Annotated in this window: 15 protein-coding genes and 1 pseudogene; 9 read left to right on the top strand and 7 right to left on the bottom strand. The window is 61.3% G+C overall.

What is annotated here, in order from left to right:
• Nucleotides 1–154: 154 nt before the first annotated feature.
• Complete coding sequence (locus ACTQXM_RS06525; RefSeq protein WP_441537340.1) at nucleotides 155–1,717, bottom strand: cation:proton antiporter; 1,563 nt, start codon at nucleotides 1,715–1,717, stop codon at nucleotides 155–157.
• Nucleotides 1,718–1,901: 184 nt separating this feature from the next.
• Between ACTQXM_RS06525 and ACTQXM_RS06520 the strand changes: the two genes are divergently transcribed.
• The 3 genes and pseudogenes from ACTQXM_RS06520 to ACTQXM_RS06510 all read left to right on the top strand — a co-directional run.
• On the top strand, nucleotides 1,902–5,648 hold the full coding sequence (locus ACTQXM_RS06520; protein ID WP_441537339.1) for a phosphoribosylformylglycinamidine synthase: 3,747 nt from the start codon (nucleotides 1,902–1,904) through the stop codon (nucleotides 5,646–5,648).
• Nucleotides 5,649–5,748: 100 nt separating this feature from the next.
• Complete coding sequence (locus ACTQXM_RS06515; RefSeq protein WP_441044860.1) at nucleotides 5,749–6,684, top strand: DMT family transporter; 936 nt, start codon at nucleotides 5,749–5,751, stop codon at nucleotides 6,682–6,684.
• A 135-nt stretch (nucleotides 6,685–6,819) separates the two neighbouring features.
• Nucleotides 6,820–7,353: pseudogene (locus ACTQXM_RS06510) on the top strand (hypothetical protein); the annotation flags it as partial.
• 307 nt (nucleotides 7,354–7,660) lie between these two features.
• Here the strand turns inward: ACTQXM_RS06510 and ACTQXM_RS06505 are convergent.
• The 3 genes from ACTQXM_RS06505 to ACTQXM_RS06495 all read right to left on the bottom strand — a co-directional run bounded on the left by ACTQXM_RS06505 (nucleotide 7,661) and on the right by ACTQXM_RS06495 (nucleotide 9,984).
• Complete coding sequence (locus ACTQXM_RS06505) at nucleotides 7,661–8,488, bottom strand: GGDEF domain-containing protein (protein ID WP_441547627.1); 828 nt, start codon at nucleotides 8,486–8,488, stop codon at nucleotides 7,661–7,663.
• A complete protein-coding gene (locus ACTQXM_RS06500; RefSeq protein ID WP_441537337.1) occupies nucleotides 8,476–8,811 on the bottom strand; it encodes a hypothetical protein in 336 nt (111 codons plus the stop codon). Before ACTQXM_RS06500 ends, ACTQXM_RS06505 begins: the two co-directional genes overlap by 13 nt.
• A gap of 150 nt (nucleotides 8,812–8,961) precedes the next feature.
• The gene (locus tag ACTQXM_RS06495) at nucleotides 8,962–9,984 is read right to left on the bottom strand and encodes a 2-keto-3-deoxygluconate permease (RefSeq protein ID WP_427794188.1); all 1,023 of its coding nucleotides are present in this window, start codon (nucleotides 9,982–9,984) and stop codon (nucleotides 8,962–8,964) included.
• A 514-nt stretch (nucleotides 9,985–10,498) separates the two neighbouring features.
• Between ACTQXM_RS06495 and ACTQXM_RS06490 the strand changes: the two genes are divergently transcribed.
• The gene (locus ACTQXM_RS06490) at nucleotides 10,499–11,311 is read left to right on the top strand and encodes an HD domain-containing protein (protein WP_441048478.1); all 813 of its coding nucleotides are present in this window, start codon (nucleotides 10,499–10,501) and stop codon (nucleotides 11,309–11,311) included.
• Here the strand turns inward: ACTQXM_RS06490 and ACTQXM_RS06485 are convergent.
• From ACTQXM_RS06485 to ACTQXM_RS06475, 3 genes are read right to left on the bottom strand one after another with little or no spacing between them, the layout of a single operon-like run.
• Entirely contained in the window at nucleotides 11,308–12,513 is a 1,206-nt protein-coding gene (locus ACTQXM_RS06485; protein ID WP_441537336.1) for an FAD-binding protein, read from the bottom strand. The genes ACTQXM_RS06490 and ACTQXM_RS06485 overlap by 4 nt on opposite strands.
• Complete coding sequence (locus ACTQXM_RS06480) at nucleotides 12,514–13,329, bottom strand: electron transfer flavoprotein subunit beta/FixA family protein (protein ID WP_154517150.1); 816 nt, start codon at nucleotides 13,327–13,329, stop codon at nucleotides 12,514–12,516. It lies immediately after the preceding gene.
• A 2-nt stretch (nucleotides 13,330–13,331) separates the two neighbouring features.
• Complete coding sequence (locus ACTQXM_RS06475; RefSeq protein WP_441537335.1) at nucleotides 13,332–14,933, bottom strand: FAD-binding oxidoreductase; 1,602 nt, start codon at nucleotides 14,931–14,933, stop codon at nucleotides 13,332–13,334.
• Nucleotides 14,934–15,277: 344 nt separating this feature from the next.
• Between ACTQXM_RS06475 and ACTQXM_RS06470 the strand changes: the two genes are divergently transcribed.
• From ACTQXM_RS06470 to ACTQXM_RS06450, 5 genes are all read left to right on the top strand, one after another.
• The gene (locus ACTQXM_RS06470) at nucleotides 15,278–15,574 is read left to right on the top strand and encodes a hypothetical protein (protein WP_154517147.1); all 297 of its coding nucleotides are present in this window, start codon (nucleotides 15,278–15,280) and stop codon (nucleotides 15,572–15,574) included.
• Nucleotides 15,571–16,080: a hypothetical protein gene (locus tag ACTQXM_RS06465; protein WP_441537334.1), complete on the top strand. Its 510-nt coding sequence runs from the start codon at nucleotides 15,571–15,573 to the stop codon at nucleotides 16,078–16,080. The genes ACTQXM_RS06470 and ACTQXM_RS06465 overlap by 4 nt, the downstream gene beginning before the upstream one ends.
• 87 nt (nucleotides 16,081–16,167) lie before the next feature.
• Nucleotides 16,168–16,770 carry a hypothetical protein gene (locus ACTQXM_RS06460; protein ID WP_441537333.1) on the top strand — a complete coding sequence of 201 codons (603 nt, stop codon included), beginning with the start codon at nucleotides 16,168–16,170 and terminating at the stop codon, nucleotides 16,768–16,770.
• Nucleotides 16,771–16,819: 49 nt separating this feature from the next.
• Nucleotides 16,820–17,011 carry a hypothetical protein gene (locus ACTQXM_RS06455; protein WP_441547626.1) on the top strand — a complete coding sequence of 64 codons (192 nt, stop codon included), beginning with the start codon at nucleotides 16,820–16,822 and terminating at the stop codon, nucleotides 17,009–17,011.
• 39 nt (nucleotides 17,012–17,050) lie between these two features.
• Nucleotides 17,051–18,442 carry a hypothetical protein gene (locus tag ACTQXM_RS06450; RefSeq protein ID WP_441537332.1) on the top strand — a complete coding sequence of 464 codons (1,392 nt, stop codon included), beginning with the start codon at nucleotides 17,051–17,053 and terminating at the stop codon, nucleotides 18,440–18,442.
• The last annotated feature ends 73 nt before the right edge of the window (nucleotides 18,443–18,515 follow it).

Raw genomic sequence — 18,515 nt, 5'->3', positions numbered from 1 at the left:
ACGGTGAGCCCGGCGCCGCGAAGCGCCCTGGCCCTCTCCACCATTCTCCTACTGTATGCCATGCGGACTCCGTTCCGGACCTCAACGGTCCAACTTTTTGTCCGCAGTCCCCGTCTTTAAAGCGGGACGCGGCTTCCCCTAGGGAAGCATCTCGTTATTTGCCGTCGTCGTCCTGGGCTTCATCGCGCGCGTAGAGCTCCAGCATGCGGCGGCGGTATTCGCGCACGGCGAGCTTGGCGCGCTCCAGGCGGCGGCGCTCACGCGGAGTCAGCTCGGACGGGTCGATCTCGTCGCCATAGGTCTTCTCAGCCAGCAAATGAGCGGCGTCCACGATGCGGGCATCGATGTGGCCGCTTGCCGCCTCGATCGAGAGGCGGTCAGCAATGGAATCAAGGGTAGGTATGCCGTCGAGCGAACGCCCATGGCCATGCGAGGTCAAAAGCTCATGCTCGCGCGCGAGCAGGCTCGCTAGGTCGTGGTGAGCGCGCAGGATATCGAGTGCGTCGGCAGGGTGCTCGGCGACCTCTGCCACGGCAGTGGCCGGCGCGGCATCGACCACGCGATAGAAGAGCTGCGCGAGCAGCGGCATCAAGAACACCGTGATGGCACCGGCGGCTACCATAACCGAGGCGACGTCTTGCGACAGAGCGCCTGCGTTGACGGCCACACTCGTCACGGCAACGATGATCGGCAGGGCCGTAGTGCAGTACAGAGCCACGGTAATGCGGCCATACGCCGAAACGTCACGTGTCGCGGGACAAATGCTCATAGAGACAAGGATCGGCACGGCGCGAATGATCAGCAACGCCGCGATAAAGCCCACGAGCAGACCCGGGCGCGACGCCACGGCCGTCAGGTCAATCTTTGCGCCCGACACGGTAAAGAACACCGGAATCAAAAAGCCATAGGCCAGGCCATCGAGCTTGGTCTCGAGCGTATGGTTGCCCTCGGGGATGATATAGCGCAGGACAAAGCCAGCGGCAAAAGAGCCCAACACGATGTCGAGGTCAAAGATGGCGGAAAATGCCACGAGTGTGACCAGAATGAGCACCGTCAGGCGCACGAATGTCTGCGACGTCGTGTCGGCCCGTTCCTCGACAAACGCAAAGAAGCGGCTGCCGACGCGCTTGGAGCGGCTCGGAACCACGGCCAACAGCACACAGACCAGTGCAAACAAGCCAAGGATCACGAGCGTCTGGATGCCAGTACGAGCGGAGAGCAGCACCGACATGGCAAGCACGGGACCGAGCTCTCCCCACGTGCCATAGGCAAGGATGGAGTCGCCCACGCGCGTGCCGGTCAGCGAACGCTCACGCATGATGGGCACGAGCGTGCCGAGCGCCGTCGAAGTGAGCGCCAGCGTCACGGCGATACCGTCGAAATGGCTGACCGAGAACCACGGGGTAAAGCGCACGGCAAGCCAGGCGATGCCAAACGTGACGACCCACGTCGCCATACCGTAGCGTCCCTCGACGCCCGTGATGTTCTTGGGGTCGATCTCAAAGCCGGCAAGCAGGAACAAAAAGGCCAGACCGAGCTCGGACACAAGCGAGACCTCGGCATCTACATGGATGACGCCGAGCATGTGAGGTCCCAGCACCGCGCCGAACACGAGCAAAAAAACCGTCTCGGGAACGGGCTTTCCGGGAATCGCCGATGCGATAAAGGGGCTTGCGAAAGCCACAAGCGCGATGATGGCGAGCGAAACGAATGCCATGTGATGCCTTTCTCTTGTTTGCGCTTCACTGTAGCACCCTCGCCGTCCTCAATACGCCATGAGCTGTCGTATCATAGTGACGTTTACAAACATGTGGCTCAAGGCGACCGCGAGGCTTGTCCCGCAAACCGACCGCTGCCGCATACCGCACCGTACGCCCAACCGATCAGGAAGGCAGGAACCAATGGTCTCTCGTATTTACGTGGAGAAGAAACCCGGGTTCGACGTCGAGGCTCAGCAGCTCAAGGGCGAGCTGACCGAAATTCTCGGCATCAAGGGCATCGAGGCCCTGAGGATCATCAACCGCTACGACGTCGAGGGCATCGACGAGGAGCTTTTCCGCTCCTGCGTGCCGACCGTCTTTAGCGAGCCCCAGGTCGATGTGACCTACGACGAACTCCCCGCAAGCGATGGCGCCGTCTTTGCCGTCGAATTCCTGCCTGGCCAGTTTGACCAGCGCGCCGACTCCGCCAGCGAGTGCGTGCAGCTCATCAGCCAGGGCGAGCGCCCCGCCGTGCGCTCCGCCAAGGTCTATATGATCTCGGGCGCTCTGGACGAAGCCGCCATCGAGGCCATCAAGCACTACGTGGTGAATCCCGTCGAGGCCCGCATCGCCTCGCTCGACCTACCCGAGACGCTGCACATGGAGACCCCCGAGCCCCAGCCCGTCGAGGTGCTCGACGGCTTCCGCGAACTCGACGAGGCCGGCCTTGCCGCCTTTATCTCCGAGCGCGGCCTTGCCATGGACGAGGCGGACATCGCCTTCTGCCAGCAGTACTTCCGCGATGAGGACCGCGACCCCACCATCACCGAGATCCGCGTGATCGACACCTATTGGTCCGACCACTGCCGCCACACCACCTTCGGTACCGTCCTGGACGACGTGACAATCGATGACGCCGTGGTACAGCAGGCCTTCGACCGCTATATGGAGATGCGCCACGAGCTCGGTCGCGACGCCAAGCCCGTCTGCCTCATGGACATGGGCACCATCGGTGCCAAGTACCTTAAGAAGACCGGCGTCATGACCGATGTCGACGAGTCCGAGGAGATCAACGCCTGCACCGTCAAGGTGAAGGTCGATGTCGACGGCGAGGACCAGGACTGGCTGTTCCTGTTTAAGAACGAGACCCACAACCACCCGACCGAGATCGAGCCCTTCGGCGGTGCCGCCACCTGCGTGGGCGGCGCCATCCGCGACCCGCTCTCTGGCCGCAGCTATGTGTACCAGGCCATGCGCGTCACCGGCGCCGGCGACCCCACCGTCCCGGTCTCCGAGACGCTCGAGGGTAAGCTGCCGCAGCGCAAGCTCGTGACCACCGCTGCCGCCGGCTACTCCAGCTACGGCAACCAGATCGGCCTTGCCACCGGTCAGGTCAGCGAACTCTATCACCCCGGCTACGTGGCCAAGCGCATGGAGGTCGGCGCCGTCGTGGGCGCCACCCCGGCAAACCACGTGCGTCGCGAGTGCCCCGCCCCCACCGACAAGATCATCCTGCTGGGCGGCCGCACCGGCCGTGACGGCATCGGCGGCGCCACCGGCTCCTCCAAGACCCAGAACACCGATTCCATCGAAACCTCGGGTGCCGAGGTCCAGAAGGGCAACGCCCCGGTCGAGCGCAAGCTGCAGCGTCTGTTCCGCCGCGGCGACGCCTGCCGCCTGATCAAGCGCTGCAACGACTTTGGCGCCGGCGGCGTCTCGGTCGCCGTGGGCGAGCTTGCCGACGGCCTGTATGTCGACCTGGACACCGTGACCAAGAAGTACGACGGCCTGGACGGAACCGAGCTCGCTATCTCCGAGTCCCAGGAGCGCATGGCCTGCGCCGTCGCCGACGGTGACGTCGAGGAGTTCATGGGTTATGCCGCCGAGGAGAACCTGGAGGCGACCGTCATCGCCGAGGTTACCGCCGAGCCGCGCATGCGTATGGCCTGGAACGGCGTCGCCATCGTCGATCTGTCCCGCGAGTTCCTCAACTCCAACGGCGCACCCAAGCACCAGGTCGCCCACGTGTGTGCCCGTAGCGTGTGGCAACCCAGCTGGGCCGGCACCACGCTTGCCGAGCGCATGACCTCGCTTGTCACCGATCTCAACGTCGCCTCCAACAAGGGCCTTTCCGAGCGCTTCGACTCCACCATCGGTGCCGCTACCGTGCTCATGCCCTTTGGCGGCAAGACGCAGCTCACCCCGAGCTCTGCCATGGTCGCCAAGTTCCCCGTGGACGGCGAGACCACCACGGCGAGCGCTATGGCATGGGGCTTCAACCCCTACCTGATGGAGGCCGACCAGTTTGCAGGCGCCTACCTGTCCGTGGTCGAGTCCATCGCCAAGCTCGTTGCCGCCGGCTTTGAGCACAAGCGCGCCTACCTCTCCTTCCAGGAGTACTTTGAGCGCCTGCGCACCGAGCCCGAACGTTGGGGCAAGCCCATGGCAGCCGTCCTGGGCGCCCTTATGGCCCAGGTCGACCTGGGTGCCGGCGCCATCGGCGGCAAGGATTCCATGAGCGGCTCGTTTGAGGACGAGGCCGGCGAGCTCAACGTTCCGCCGACCCTGATCAGCTTCGCTGTCGCCGTGGGCCGTGCCGCCCGCGCCGTCTCCCCCGAGTTTAAGGGCCTCACGCACCGCGTCGTTCGCATCGCCCCCGCCACCTATGGCGAGGACTACCGCCCCGATGCCCAGCAGCTGCTCGCCGCGTTTGACGCCGTCGAGGCGCTCACCGCTACCGGCGACGCCCTGGCCGTCTCCACGCCCGGCTACGGCTGCGGCGCCGAGAGCCTCTTTAAGATGTGCGTCGGCAACCAGATCGGTATCGAGCTTGCCGAAGATGTGGACGTGGAGAGCCTCTTCACCCCGCTCTACGGCAGCTTTATCGTCGAGCTCGCCGAGGACGCCGAGCTGCCCGAGGTCGCCGACGGCGTTGTCGTCGAGCCCCTGGGTACCACCGTCGAGGGCTATGTCATCGACACCGGCTCCGAAGTCATCGAGCTCGCCGAGCTCCAGGAGGCCTGGGAGAGCGGTATCGAAGGCGTCTTCGCCTACCGCAGCGCCGGCGAGACCCCCGAGGTCGAGGCCATCGACTTCCGCGCCAAGGATATCCACGTGTACGGCGGCGCCAAGATCGCCCGCCCGCGCGTGATCATCCCTGTGTTCCCCGGCAACAACTGCGAGTACGATAGCGCCCGCGCCTTCCGCGCCGCCGGCGCCGAGGCCGACACCTTCGTGATCAACAACCTCACGCCCGGGGCCGTCGCCGAGAGCACCCACGAGCTCGCCCGCCGCATCCGTGCAAGCCAGATCGTCATGATTCCCGGCGGCTTCTCGGGCGGCGACGAGCCCGACGGCTCCGCCAAGTTCATCACGGCGTTCTTCCGCGCTCCCGAGGTCACCGAGGCAGTCCGCGACCTGCTCAAGGCCCGCGACGGCCTGATGCTGGGCATCTGCAACGGCTTCCAGGCCCTGATCAAGCTCGGCCTGGTGCCCTACGGCGACATCGTCGACGCCACGCCCGATGCGCCCACGCTGACGTTCAACACCATCGGTCGCCATCAGAGCCGTCTGGTGCGCACCCGCATCTCGTCCAACCTGTCCCCGTGGCTGTCGCAGTGCAGTCTGGACGACCCCTACACCGTCGCCATCAGCCACGGCGAGGGCCGCTTTGTCGCCAACGATGAAGTGCTCGCCCAGCTGATCGCCAACGGCCAGGTCGCCACGCAGTACGTGGGCGAGGATGGCAAGCCCAGCATGGATCTCTCCGTCAACCCCAACGGCTCCGCGCTCGCCATCGAGGGCATCACGAGCCCCGACGGCCGCGTCCTGGGCAAGATGGGCCATGCCGAGCGTCGCGGCGACAACCTGTACCGCAACGTGCCCGAGCATGTCCCCGGCGATAAGTTCATGCCGATCTTTGAGAGCGGCGTAGCCTACTTCGCTTAAATACGTTCCCATCGGGTACAATCCCCTCGGGTAACAACACCCGCCACCGGCACACCCGGTGGCGGGTTCTTTTTTACTTCGCGCATACAGGAAGGACATCATGGAAAGCCGCAAGCCGTATCTCGCCACCCTGCCCGGACTCATCCTGGGCTGCCTCGTCTGCTGCGCACTCTGGGGGTCGGCTTTCCCCTGCATCAAGATCGGCTATGAGCTCTTTGGCATCCCCGCGCACGATAGCGCCTCGCAGCTGCTCTTTGCGGGCTTGCGCTTCACGCTTGCCGGCGCCCTGGTTATCGTTGGGATGAGCACGGCCCAGCGCTGCCCACTCGTTCCACAGGCTCGCGACATTAAGCCCATCTGCATCCTGTCGCTCTTCCAGACTATCGGGCAGTACTTCTTTTTCTACCTGGGACTCTCGCGCGCCAGCGCCATGTCGAGTTCCATCATCGAGGCCAGCGCCAACTTCCTCGCCATCCTCTTTGCCGCTCTGGCGTTTCGCACCGAAAAGCTCGATGCGACCAAGGTGCTCGGCTGCGTACTGGGCTTTGCCGGCGTCGCATTCGTCAACCTTTCGGGTGCGGACGGCACCTTTGGCTTTACACTCGACGGCGAGGGATTTATCTTGGCTTCCACTATTGCGGGCGCCCTGTCGACCTGCCTCATTGGCATCTTCTCGCGCGAGCATGACGGCGTCTTGCTCGCCGGCTGGCAGTTTTTGGTCGGCGGTTTGGTCCTCACCGCCATCGGGTTTTTGATGGGCGGCGCGCTATTCCCCACCGAAATCGCCCCCGCCATCGCGCTCATCATTTATATGGCGCTCATTTCCGCCGTCGCGTACTCGCTGTGGTCCCGCCTACTCGCCGTCAACCCCGTTAGCCGCGTTTCGGTCTTTGGCTTTATGAACCCGGTCTTTGGCGTGCTGTTGAGCGCGTTGTTGCTCGGAGAGGGCGCTGGCACGAGCCCCGTTACCGTAATTGTGGCCCTGCTCTTGGTCTGCAGTGGCATCATCATTGTCAACAAACCTAAAAAGGCCTAACAAACCACCCCGTTTGGAAAAGGGCAGCTCTCGCTTTAGCTTAATGGAGTACACTGTATCTCGTTGATTTCGTACCGAGTCGCGGCGACAGACGCCGTCTTGCCGTAACGCGCCGGCGACATCGAGGGGATACAGATGCATAAGAAACTGGTTATGGGAAACCAGGCCTTTGCGTATGCCGCGCTTGCGGCGGGCGTTCGCGTGGTCGCCGGTTACCCGGGCACGCCGTCGACGGAACTTGTCGAGACAGTTGCCAAACTCAAGGCCCAAGGTAGTGCCGAGGGTGTCCACGTCGAGTGGTCGACCAACGAAAAAGCCGCGCTCGAGGTGCTGGCAGGCGCATCGTATGCAGGAGCGCGCTGCCTTTTTACCTGCAAACAAGTTGGACTAAACGTTGCCTCCGACCCGCTCATGAGCCTCAACTACGTGGGCATCAAGGGCGGTCTGGTGCTGTTTGTTGCCGATGATCCCGGCCCCATCTCCTCTCAAACCGAGCAGGATACGCGCCGCTTTGCCGCATTTGCGAAGATCCCCGTGCTCGATCCGCAAAATCTGGAGCAGGGTTACGCGATGATGCAAGAGGCATTTGAAATCTCGGAGCGCTACCATACGCCCGTTATCGTGCGCCCCACCACCCGCGTATGTCACGCCTCAACCTATTTGGAGGTACCCGAGCATACCGTCGCACATCCCGCTGGCACCTTTGAGAAGGATCCCAAATGGGTTATCTTCCCGCGCCGTTCGTTTGCCGCCCATGGCGAGGTTAACGAGCGCCTGCCGCAGATTGCAGACGCCTACTCCAGCGGCAAGGCCGCAGACGCGTTTAACCCCATCGAAAACCATGGCGATGCCACGCCGCGCCTGGTGAGCTGCCGCGCTCCGAGAAAAAGACGAGGCGCATCTTCGACAGCCGATACTAGTCCCCGAAAGCGCAGAAGGGGCGCACGACCATCGCAACGGTCGTGCGCCCCCTTTTTTAGCGTATCTGGACGCCGACTTTCTTCTTCTCGCGCTTTACGCGGTAGAGCTCCGCGTCGGCAGCACGGAGCAAGTCTTGCCAGGTATCGACGCCATCACCAACCCGTGCGTAGCCGATGGACATCCGCAACAGATACGGAACCTCGGCGCACGCGAGCTCGTCGTTGATTGCCGCGCACAGATGCAAGATATCCTGCTCCGCCATCGCCTTTTGAAGCACCACGAACTCATCGCCGCCATAACGCGCGATAAAGCTACCAGACGCCGAGCAGACTTCTTTGAGTGCAGCGGATATGACCTGAAGAGCATGGTCGCCCTCCACATGTCCATAGCGATCGTTAATCTGCTTAAAGCCGTCGGCGTCCATCATAAGCAGATACACGTCTTCGGCCTGATCCACATTTGAGAAGAGCGACAGTATATAGGTCTCAAAACGGTTGCGATTGTTGAGGCCAGTCAACGGGTCGGTCGAGATGAGCTGCTCCTGGAAGACAATGTAGAGCAACAATATGCCAATCATTATGCCGACACAAAGGCCGGGCACCGAGTATACGACCTGAAAGGTACCGCCCACCAGGGCCGGAATGGCGAAAAATGCCAAGGTTCGATAGATGGTCTTCGTCTGCAGGCTCTCGACCCTGCGAGATTGCACAAACGCATGTAGGGACGTATGTATAACGTAGCAGTAGCTGACAATGGGCTGGATCATATAAGCAGAGCCGCGACTATACACGCCCTGCGAATCGATATAGAACAGGGCGTGCGTCCAGTAACTGGTAAACGCCAGCACGACCACCAGAACCGTAGGCGACGCTACAAGCACCACCCTATAGCGCGAGGCCAAAAGGCGAGAACCCTGCACCGTCTCGGAATAATAAACCAAATGAGACACACGATGGCAAAGAGCGAAAACGAAACCACGTTGGAAATCCAGTTGACAGCAATGCCCAACGTGCCGTCCACACCATCCAATAGCACCCAGATCATATCGAATAATATGTACGCGGCAGAGGTGTAGCCAAGCGTGCTAAACAATAGCTGCTGGGTGCTCGAGAACAAGGAGCGACGACTCCGCACGGCAAGCCCGATAAGAACAATCATGCTTAGCAGGAATATCTCAATCTTGAGCGCCTTAACCACCAGGCCCATCTCCCCATCATCAAACCGACAGCGCTTCTCCGAGCCGCACGCATCACCATAACTCCCCCAATCCAGAGGGGAATGAGGGAATAATACCAGAGCGCCCGGGCGCTCTCACGGCGCGAGTTGCACGCCAGCATCATTGATGGGCGCCGATGGCTACTCGCCATCGATGTCGGCCGCGACGGCTTCCTCGATGGCCTCGACACCGGCGGGCGACAGGTCTTCCTTGCCCTGGCAGAACTTCTTATCGACCCAACCGGTCAGAATCGGAGCCATGATTGCCGTGATGATGACGGCGGTGGCGATCTGAGCGTATGCGGTGGGCGCAAGATCGGCATAGCGCGGCGCGACCTCGGCAAGAGCAACCGGCGTGGTCATAGCCGTGCCGGCGATGGTGGAACAAGCCACGGCGGCTTTGCCGTTACCGCCGCACAGGCGCTCGAACGCAAAGGTGATGGGACCGACGACAAACAACGTGACAAGGCCCAGCAAGATGCCGGAAATGCCGCCGGTGATAAAGCTCGACAGGCTCATAGACGCACCGAGCTGAAATCCGATGACGGCGATCGCAGGATTGGTGCCGGGAACCAGCAGGTTCTTGATGAACGGGAAGAGGTTGCCCAAAACCATGCCAATCACGAGCGGCAGGATGGAACCGATGATGGTGCCAACGGGAATGTTGGCAAGACCAGAGACACCAAGAATGATCATGGTAACCGCAGGGCCCGCCGTGAAGAACAGGATGCCCACGGCGCCCTGCTCGGACTCGTCGCCAAACTCGCCCATGATGCCCGTGTAGAGCGCCATGTTGCAAAACGTAATGCCGCCGATGATGGAAACCGAGCTCAGGCCCAAAAAGTTGTCATTAAAGAAATACGCAACGCTCAAGCCCAGCACGGCTGCCACCACAAGCTTAGGAATCAGTACGACGATGCCGGTCTTGATGGCACCCGGCGTGGACTTAAAGCTGATGCCGGCACCCACGAACAACAGGATCGCGGCGACGATGGTATTGGAACCGCCGCGGCAGGCGGCGGTAAAGAAGCCGCCGATCTCGAAGACCTGCGGGCAGAAGGTATTGAGCAAAAGGCCGACGATCATCGGGTAGATCATGATGTCACCCGGAATGCGCGGTACTTTGAATTTCTTTTGCTCGTTGGCGATCGCTTCCTGTGCCATGAAACCCCCATTTCCGCCGACGCAGGACAAAAGCCCACGTCATGCTTTGCTACAGTAAAGTTTGACCATGGTACCAGAAGAAGCAGACCGGCTCGGTGAGAAATCCGATTCGTGGGGCCCGGACGCTAAACGCACCCCACTCCTATACGAGGCTCAAAACGATATAGAGCCCGATACCCGAGACGCAGCACCACAACATCGACTTTGTCTTGATTGCCACCGCAACGACGCCGACAGCCGCTGCGAAAAGAGCAGGCAAATAAAGAGCGATGTGCAGACAAAACCCGCAATAGCGGTGGGAATATCGACAACGGCGCACCTATCGCAACATTGGGAAGCATCACCGGCCAGACGGTTTTAACGATTTTGAGCACCATGGCGTTCCTCGTCCCGACAAGCTTTCCGAGCCGCATTCGACGACATGGCAGAATCATCGCCCGGCGGCAACCGAGTTCACCTACAATTGCCACCGGATCGAAAGACACAGAAAGACACAGCTTTTTAGGAAGTCATTATGACAGCTATCGATCGAACGGGGGCAATCGCGGCCTTCAGGACCTACACCGATGCCTACGATGCCGCCAATCCGCGTATCGCGCTCAAAATCGAGCATACGTACCACGTTGCCGAGGCATGCGATGCCGTGGCACGCAAGCAGGACTGGGCACCGCAGGACATTGACCTGGCGTGGCTTTGTGGGCTGTTGCACGATATGGGCCGCTTTGAGCAGCTGCGACGCTGGGACACGTTTAGGGATGCCGAGAGCATGAGCCATGCGAAGTTGGGCCTCGAGGTCCTCTTTGGCAAAAACCCTGCAGACGCGCCCGCGGCAACAAGTATCCGCGACTTTATCGACAGCCCGGCAGAAGACGAGCTCATCCGCGCGAGCATCGCCTATCACAGTGACTTTCGCCTGCCGGCACAACTCGACGAGCGTACACGGTGCTTCTGCGATATCGTGCGCGATGGCGACAAAATCGACATTATGCGCACCATCGCCGACAGCACCGTCGACACCATCCTCAAGGTGGATGAGGACGCATTTCTCGCCAGCCACTTCTCGGCGCCGACGTTGGCCGCCTTTGACGAGCACCGCTGCGTCGCACGTGATGAACGCGACGAGCCCGCGGACTACCTGGTAGGACTCATCTGCTTTATGTTTGAGCTCGTCTATCCGGCGAGCCGCGCGCTGGCGCGCGAGCAGGGCGATATCTACCGCCTGCTCGACGCGCCCTTTGGTATTACGCAGCCCTTTACCGACCCCGCCACACAGGCAGCCTGGAGCCGTCTTAGGGAAGAGATGCGCGACTGGCTGGCGCGCGCCTAGCGCTCAAGCTGGGCTAGCAGCTCCTCGACGACCTCGACGGCATCACCGACAACCTTGTACTGGGCAGCACCAAAGATGGGGGCATCCGGGTCCTCGTTGATGGCGATAATGCATTCCGCCCCACCGATGCCGGCAAGATGCTGGATGGCGCCCGAAACACCGATACTCACAAGCATCTTGGGCGAAACCGATACGCCCGTCTGGCCAATCTGATGGCGATACTCCAACCAGCCGGCCTCCACGACGGGTCGCGTGCAGCCAAGCTCGGCTCCCAGAGTCTCGGCGAGCCTTCGCATCAGCGGCAGGTTTTTCTTGGAACCAATGCCGCGACCTACCACGACCAGGCGCTCGGCATCGGCGATTGAAGCCTGCTGTCCCCACTCCTCGGCGGGAATCGAGATCTCGACACGAGCCTTAGCATCATCCGCAAGTGCTATCTGGGTGATCGTGCCGGAGCGGCCGTAGTCAAAGTCGGGCGCCTTAAAGATGCCGGGGCGCACCGTTGCCATCTGGGGACGATGATTGGGGCAGACGATGGTGGCCATCAGGTTGCCGCCAAACGCCGGACGCGTCTGTTGCAGCAGCCCCGTCTCCGTATCCATCGAAAGCACGGTGCAGTCAGCCGTAAGGCCCGTCTGCAAACGCACGGCAACGCCGGGTGCCAGTTCGCGGCCAAAGGCGGTCGCTCCGTACAGAATGGCCTCGGGCTTGCGCTCTGCCACCAAATCGCAGATGAGGCGAGCGTAGACCTCCACATCGTTCTGGCGCAGACGCTCGTCGCGACAGATCAGGACCTCGTCTGCACCGGCGCAAACCAGATGCTCCAGGTCACCGAGAGAACCCTCGGGGCCCATGCCGACCAGCGCCACCAGGCGACAGCCGCGTGTATCCGCAAGCTCGCGGCCCTTGCCCATGAGCTCGAAGGCAACGGGAGCCACCGTATCGTGCTCGTCGGTCTGCGCGAATACCCAAATGTCTCGATATGCATCGAGGTCAACCGCGCCGGCGGCCTCGTCGCGCTCGATCGAAATGGCATTGACGGGGCAAGCGTCGACGCACCCGCCGCATAGGATGCAGCCGTCGGTTACGCGGGCGCAACGGTTGGGCCGCTCGCCTTCCACTACGATGCCGCCCGAGGCACAGGCGCGAACGCAGCGACCACAGCCGATACAGGCTTCGCTATCGATAATCAGTCCGCTCATCTATGCCATCCCCTCGATAATCTTGGCAAGTTTCGCCGCCTGCTCGGACGCCGTTCCGTCAACGGCCTCGCACGTTTGGTCGCGGTCGGGCACAAACGATCGCACGACCTGTGTCGGCGAGCCGGCAAGACCGCAGCGCGCGGGGTCGGCGTTCACGTCGGCAGCGTTGACCACGCGCACGTCCGCCTCCTCGGCCGCACGAATACCGGCGATACTCGGCATACGCAGTTGGCCAATCTCCTTGGCAGTCGTCATCGCGCACGGCATCTCAAGATAGACCGTCTCCTCGCCGGCATCGCAGCCGTGAACAAGCGCCAGTGAACCACAGGTCGTAAAGCCCGCACTCTGCACGCAGCTCACGTCGGTCACGCAGGGAATCTCGAAGGCACCGGCAAGCTCGGGACCAATCTGGGCCGTATCGCCGTCCACCGCCATCTTGCCGCAGATGAGCAGGTCGAAGTCCTCGTCGAGCGCCTCGATGCCGCACTTGAGGGCATAGGTGGTTGCCAGGGTATCGGCACCTGCAAAGGCGCGATCGGTTAGCAGCAGTGCGTCATCGGCGCCTCGGGCGATGCAGTCGCGCAATAGCGATTCAGTCGCGGGGATGCCCATCGACACCACCGTTACGCGCACGTCCATGCCAAAGCCGATAAAGTCATCCTTCAGCGCCAGCGCGCACTCCAAAGCGCTCGCGTCAAAGGGATTAATGACCGCCTGCTTGCCATCGCGCACGATGGTATTGGTCTTGGGGTCCATCTTGACCTCGGTGCTGCCCGGCACCGCCTTGACGCACACCACCATATGGAAATCGCTCATCTTCACGCGCCCCCTTTCTGGACGAGCTCATCCAAGAGCTTCTCCGAAAACAGGTTACCGCGGCCCAGCTGCCCGGCAGGATCGAGCTGGAGCTTGAGCCGCGCCGACTCGACCATGGCCTCGTGACCGTACATCGTCTCCAAGAAGCCCGCCTTGATCTTGCCGACGCCGTGTTCGGCGGAGACGGCGCCGCCCATGGCCGTGACCTCGGAAGCCCACTGGGCAAAGAGCTCTCCGCCGCGGCGGTAATCCTGCGCATTGCGCGGCAGAATGTTCACATGCAGATGGTTGTTACCGATGTGCCCCCAGGCGGCAGATTCAAGCCCACTTTCGGCCAACGTGCGGCGATAAAGGGCGATGACATCGGCCAAGTGTGCGTTGGGCACCGACATATCCGACCCCAGCTTGGTAATGGTGTGGTCCGTGCGGCGACGCTCGTCGATGAGCATGTTGACGCTCTCGGGCACCGCATGGCGGAAGAATCGCTGACACTCGCGATCGACCTCGGTGCGCGCGACCCATGTCGCATCGTCGCTGCCGCCCGCAAGCTCCAGTACCCACCCCAAGTGATACAGCTCCTCAGTCGCCTGGGCTTCGTCGTCGCAGTCGAGCTCCACGTAGACACAGACCTTGGCGTCTTTGTCGAGCGCCGGCAGCGAGGCGAACGCAGTCGACTGCTCACGCTGACGGCGCAGGATATCCAGGGCGCCCGCATCGAAATATTCGATGGCAGCCGCGTGGGACAGGACGGGACGTACAGAATCGGTGAAGGACACGGCCTTGTCTTCGCTGTCAAAGAAGCAGCTCACGCCCCAAACGACCGCAGGCGCCGCCTGCAGGGCAATCTCGAGCTCGGTGATGACGCCGAGTGTGCCACACGCACCGATAAACAGATCGATGGCATCCATATCGTCAGCAACGAAATAGCCCGAAGCATTTTTGGTCTTGGGCATGGTGTAGTCGGGAAGGTCGAGCTCGAGCGTGCGGCCCTGCACCGTGACGAGCGAAAGGCGACGACCCTGTGCAAAAACCTCGCCACGGTGAAGCTCGAGCAGGTCGCCATCGGTCAGCACGACATGAAGGCCCGTGACGTGAGGGCGCATGGGGCCGTAAGCGTAGCTACGGGCGCCGGAAGCGTTGCATGCCGCCATACCGCCCAGGCAGGCAGATGCCTCGGTGGGATCGGTAGGAAAGAATTGCTCGGGAGCTTCCTGGAACTCCTCGTAGGCCTCAAGCGATACCTGGTCCCAGCCGGCAGTCGGCAGCACTTTCTTGCCCAGTTGCTTGCGCAGCTCAGACAGCACGACGCCGGGCGCCATGCGCAAAAGAAAGCGGCCCTGCTCATCGCGGCGAATGCCTAGGTAGCGATTCATGCGGGAAGTATTGAGAATGTGACCGCCATGAGGCACGGCGCCGGCGGCAAGACCGGTCCGGGCGCCCTGAACCGTCACCGGGACACGCTCGGCATGGAGCTTTTCCATAATGGCGCGGACCTCGTCCTCCGTTGTCGGAAACGAGATGCTCGAGGCCTCGCCCGATGTGCGAGACTCATCGCGACCATACTCTTCGAACTCGTCGGTGAAGGGTTTGATGGTTGCAGACACGCGAACTCCCCCTTTAGCTAACTACAGTGTTTGCAGGGAAATGTTACCGCATCGTTTCACCGACATGTTCGAGACCGTCTCCATAATTGACGTTTTTAACGTTCGCGCAATTCGGCGAACGGTGGAATTTTCGAGACAAGCGACGCCTTTGCCACACGTTGCCGCGCAGCCACAACATGTGCATTTATCAGTCAAAAATAGTTGAGATTTTTTTCATATGCTTTTACCTGCGGGGATATCGGCTCGTCAAGCAATTGGTTAGTTATTGGGCAAGTTGCGGCTGATACGGTCGGCATCGACAGCCAAACCAATAGGAGTTTTGGCCCCAGAGCAGGGAGGTTTCCATGGCATATTACTGGCCCCAATACGGTTTCGCCATCGAAGTCGATGACGACCCCTATCTCTTGCCTTTCGACGAAGATGCATTTCCAGGTACGGAGGTCTACCACGTCACTACCGATGTGATCTGCGACCCCGAGTCGTTCTCGGCGCTCGCCCACCACATCGCGCGTATCCACAACATCGAGCTCCCTCACGACTTCGACGAGCTCATCTATTCGCGCCGCCTGATGCTTCACATGCTCTTTGGAGCGGACCCGTCCACGTTCGCACGTGTCTACACCACCAAGGACGCCGCATGAGTGCGAAGAAGCCGCCCCGCCTTGCAGGACTGGGGCGTCGCAAGAAACTCGTCGTTGTCTGCCTGGCTGTCGTCTGCGCCCTCATCGCCATAGGGCTATACGCCTGGCAGTCGCAGCCCGTGCCCGAAGCGGGCGCCTCAGTCACGACGGCAGAAGGTAAATCGCGCCAAGAAATCCAGGATGAGCTCGACGCCATCGTCCGCGACAACATGATGACGATCTCGGTCGCGCCGGTCGTACAGTTGCAGGAAGGCGGCAAGTTGCGCGTCAACGTGCAAAACGTCCAAGACAACAAGTTTCCCCAGCGCTTCCGCGTGATTCAAAACGACGAGACCATCTATGAGTCCGGTGTGGTCGAAGCCGGCAAGACGGTTGAGACCTGCCCCGCCGGCGATATCCAAGAAGGCGAGGCATATATCGAGATTCAGGCACTCGATGCCAAGACCTACGACACCCACGGCAATCCGACGCGCGTCAAAGTGCGGGTGGCACAGGCAGAAGGCTAGTGGCCGACGCGCTCGCAGGGGCAGCACCCTGTCCCCATTCGTCCAACCATCACGGAAACAGTCCGTGACGAGCAGAAAGGATCGATTATGAACACACCCATGAACCTGACCGGAGCCAGGGCACTCGCCGTGGGCGCAGGGCTTACGCTCGCACTTGCGATGGGCGCCGCGCCAACGGCGGCCATGGCAGAGGTGCGCGTTGGAACCACCGATGTGACGGTGAAGGCCGACATTAGCAATGTTTCGTTTAAGGCGCCAACGGTCATCCCCTTTGCCGCCAAAGCCGACGGAACGCTTGTAGGACCCTCCGACAACACGATTACCATCGACAACCTCTCGGCATACGGCATCCACGTCACCAACATGAAGGTCACGGCCAAGAACGACTGGACAATCGTTGCAGACGCAAAGACGGGATCGGCCCAGAACTCCATCGATTTTAAGGTTGGCCCCGATGAGGCAGAAAAGGATGCCAGCTCGGCGACTCAGACTACGGGCCTCGATCTTTCCAAAGAAGCAAGCTTCGACATGAAGTACAAGGACATTACCGACGGAACGGACAAAATTAGGCTCAATGTGAGTGGCCACGTCGCCCGCGTCACGCGTGACATCTACCACGCCACCGGTACGGGAGATCAAGTGGCAAGCATCACCTGGACGGTCGAGCCCGGTGCGCACGCCACGTCCTAAGGCGATTGCACTGGCCGCCATCGTCAGCATCTTGGCGTCCGCACCCGCAATGGCCTTTGCTCAACAAGAGCAAGCGCAGGCGGCCACAGAAGTGACCGTCGATCTTTCGGGCCTTAATCGCGGCAGTCGTCACGAGCCGCTCGTCCAGACGAGCGACACCCGGCAACTCATTGCGGTAGGCGTCGCCACGGTGGGAGCAGGACTGACGTGCCTTGGCCTGCACATCAAACGCAACCAATAGCCAAGCACGACCGGAGTACGCGGAATAGATAGGAGAACCATGGCACCCAAAAACCTTTTGCCCGTTGCCGCGCTCTGCAGCGCACTGGCGAGCGGTACGCCTCTCGCCGCTTGGGCGACGCCCGCCACGGCAAGCTCCTTACCGCAAGCTCTGAACCCCGCGTCGAATTCGTCGGGTATCGTCGCCTGCCAACGTTTTTCGCTCGCACATGCCACGGTTCGAACCTCGGGATGCCTTCACCGCAATACGGTCGACTCGATAGTCGTGGATATCAATCGACCGGACAAGGAGAACGGCCCCCAGACAGGTTGCGCCATCTGCACATGGAAATCGGCTGCAGTCGACGCCGATGGCGACCCATGCGACTTAGAGCTGCGCATCGATATTGCCTCGGTCGATGACTCGGCGAACGGGGCAAAGGTCGTCTTCGACAGCGCGGCCCATGAAGAAGAAGGGGGTGTATGCCTGGGCTGCGTTCCCTCGAATGCCGATGGCGCGCAGCCCATCATCTCCTTTACGGCGTCGCTGCGGCTGACCAAGGCGGACACCGAAGCCATCGCAACGGGAGATGCGCCTTTGCTGTTCTACGCTGGCGACGCGGACGACCAAAAGGCTCAGAGCACCAGGCAGAAGGGCTCGCTTAACCTCACGCGCGGATCAGAACCCGCCCCCATCAATATCGATGCCCAGGAGCCGGGCGTGCAGCGCATTCTCGCCGATCCGGCGCTGCTCCAAATGACGTGGCACGGAGTGGGGTCCGTCGAGATTGCCGCTCCTATATCGAGCGATAATGACAAATCCCCCAAAGACGAGGTCGCAGACGCACCGGCACATGTTGACGATGCATCATCAGAAGACAACGCTGCGGTTCCTCTCGAGAAGCCAAGCGGCAGCGCCACCGAACTAGGCGATTCCCAACCGAAAGAGAGCCTGGACTTTGCCGCTCCCCCAGGTGTCGACGAAGGCAACTGTTGCATGATGGTCGCGCTCGACCACACGGAAACCGTCGATGCTGCAAGCATTGAGCCAGTCGCTGCCAATGCGCCCCGCCGCAAAAATATCCTCATCGCATTCCCCAACACCGTCGAGCTCGTCTTTTTGCCTTCGGGCGAAGTCGTCGCGCCTACGGCACTTACAGCAGTGGGAGCAAAGAGCGCATCGAACGATATCCAAGCTATCTCGGCACTTGATGCCACAACGACCGCCAAGTTACACCTTTATTCCGTTGCAGCAGACGGAACGCGAACCGAAGAATTCGACGGAACCAAGCTTTTGGTTCCTCGTCGCATCGGTATCCAAGAAGACGTCCCCTATCAAATGGAACTTGAAGGGTTCGATCGCGCACGAGATGCCGACATCATTGCCGCAGCCATCGAATCCCCGCAGCACCTCATGACGCTGCGCTTCGACTTTAGCCCCATCCTGTCCTAGACCGCTAACCGCCGCTTGGCTCGGATACTGAGCGCCCCCTCCCCGTTCTGCTACGATTGCCGCGTTGGCATCA

The organism is Collinsella sp. LCP19S3_D3, from assembly GCF_052121455.1.
In the GTDB taxonomy this organism is placed as follows: Bacteria; Actinomycetota; Coriobacteriia; order Coriobacteriales; family Coriobacteriaceae; genus Collinsella.
This window is presented reverse-complemented; position numbering and strand designations above follow the sequence as displayed.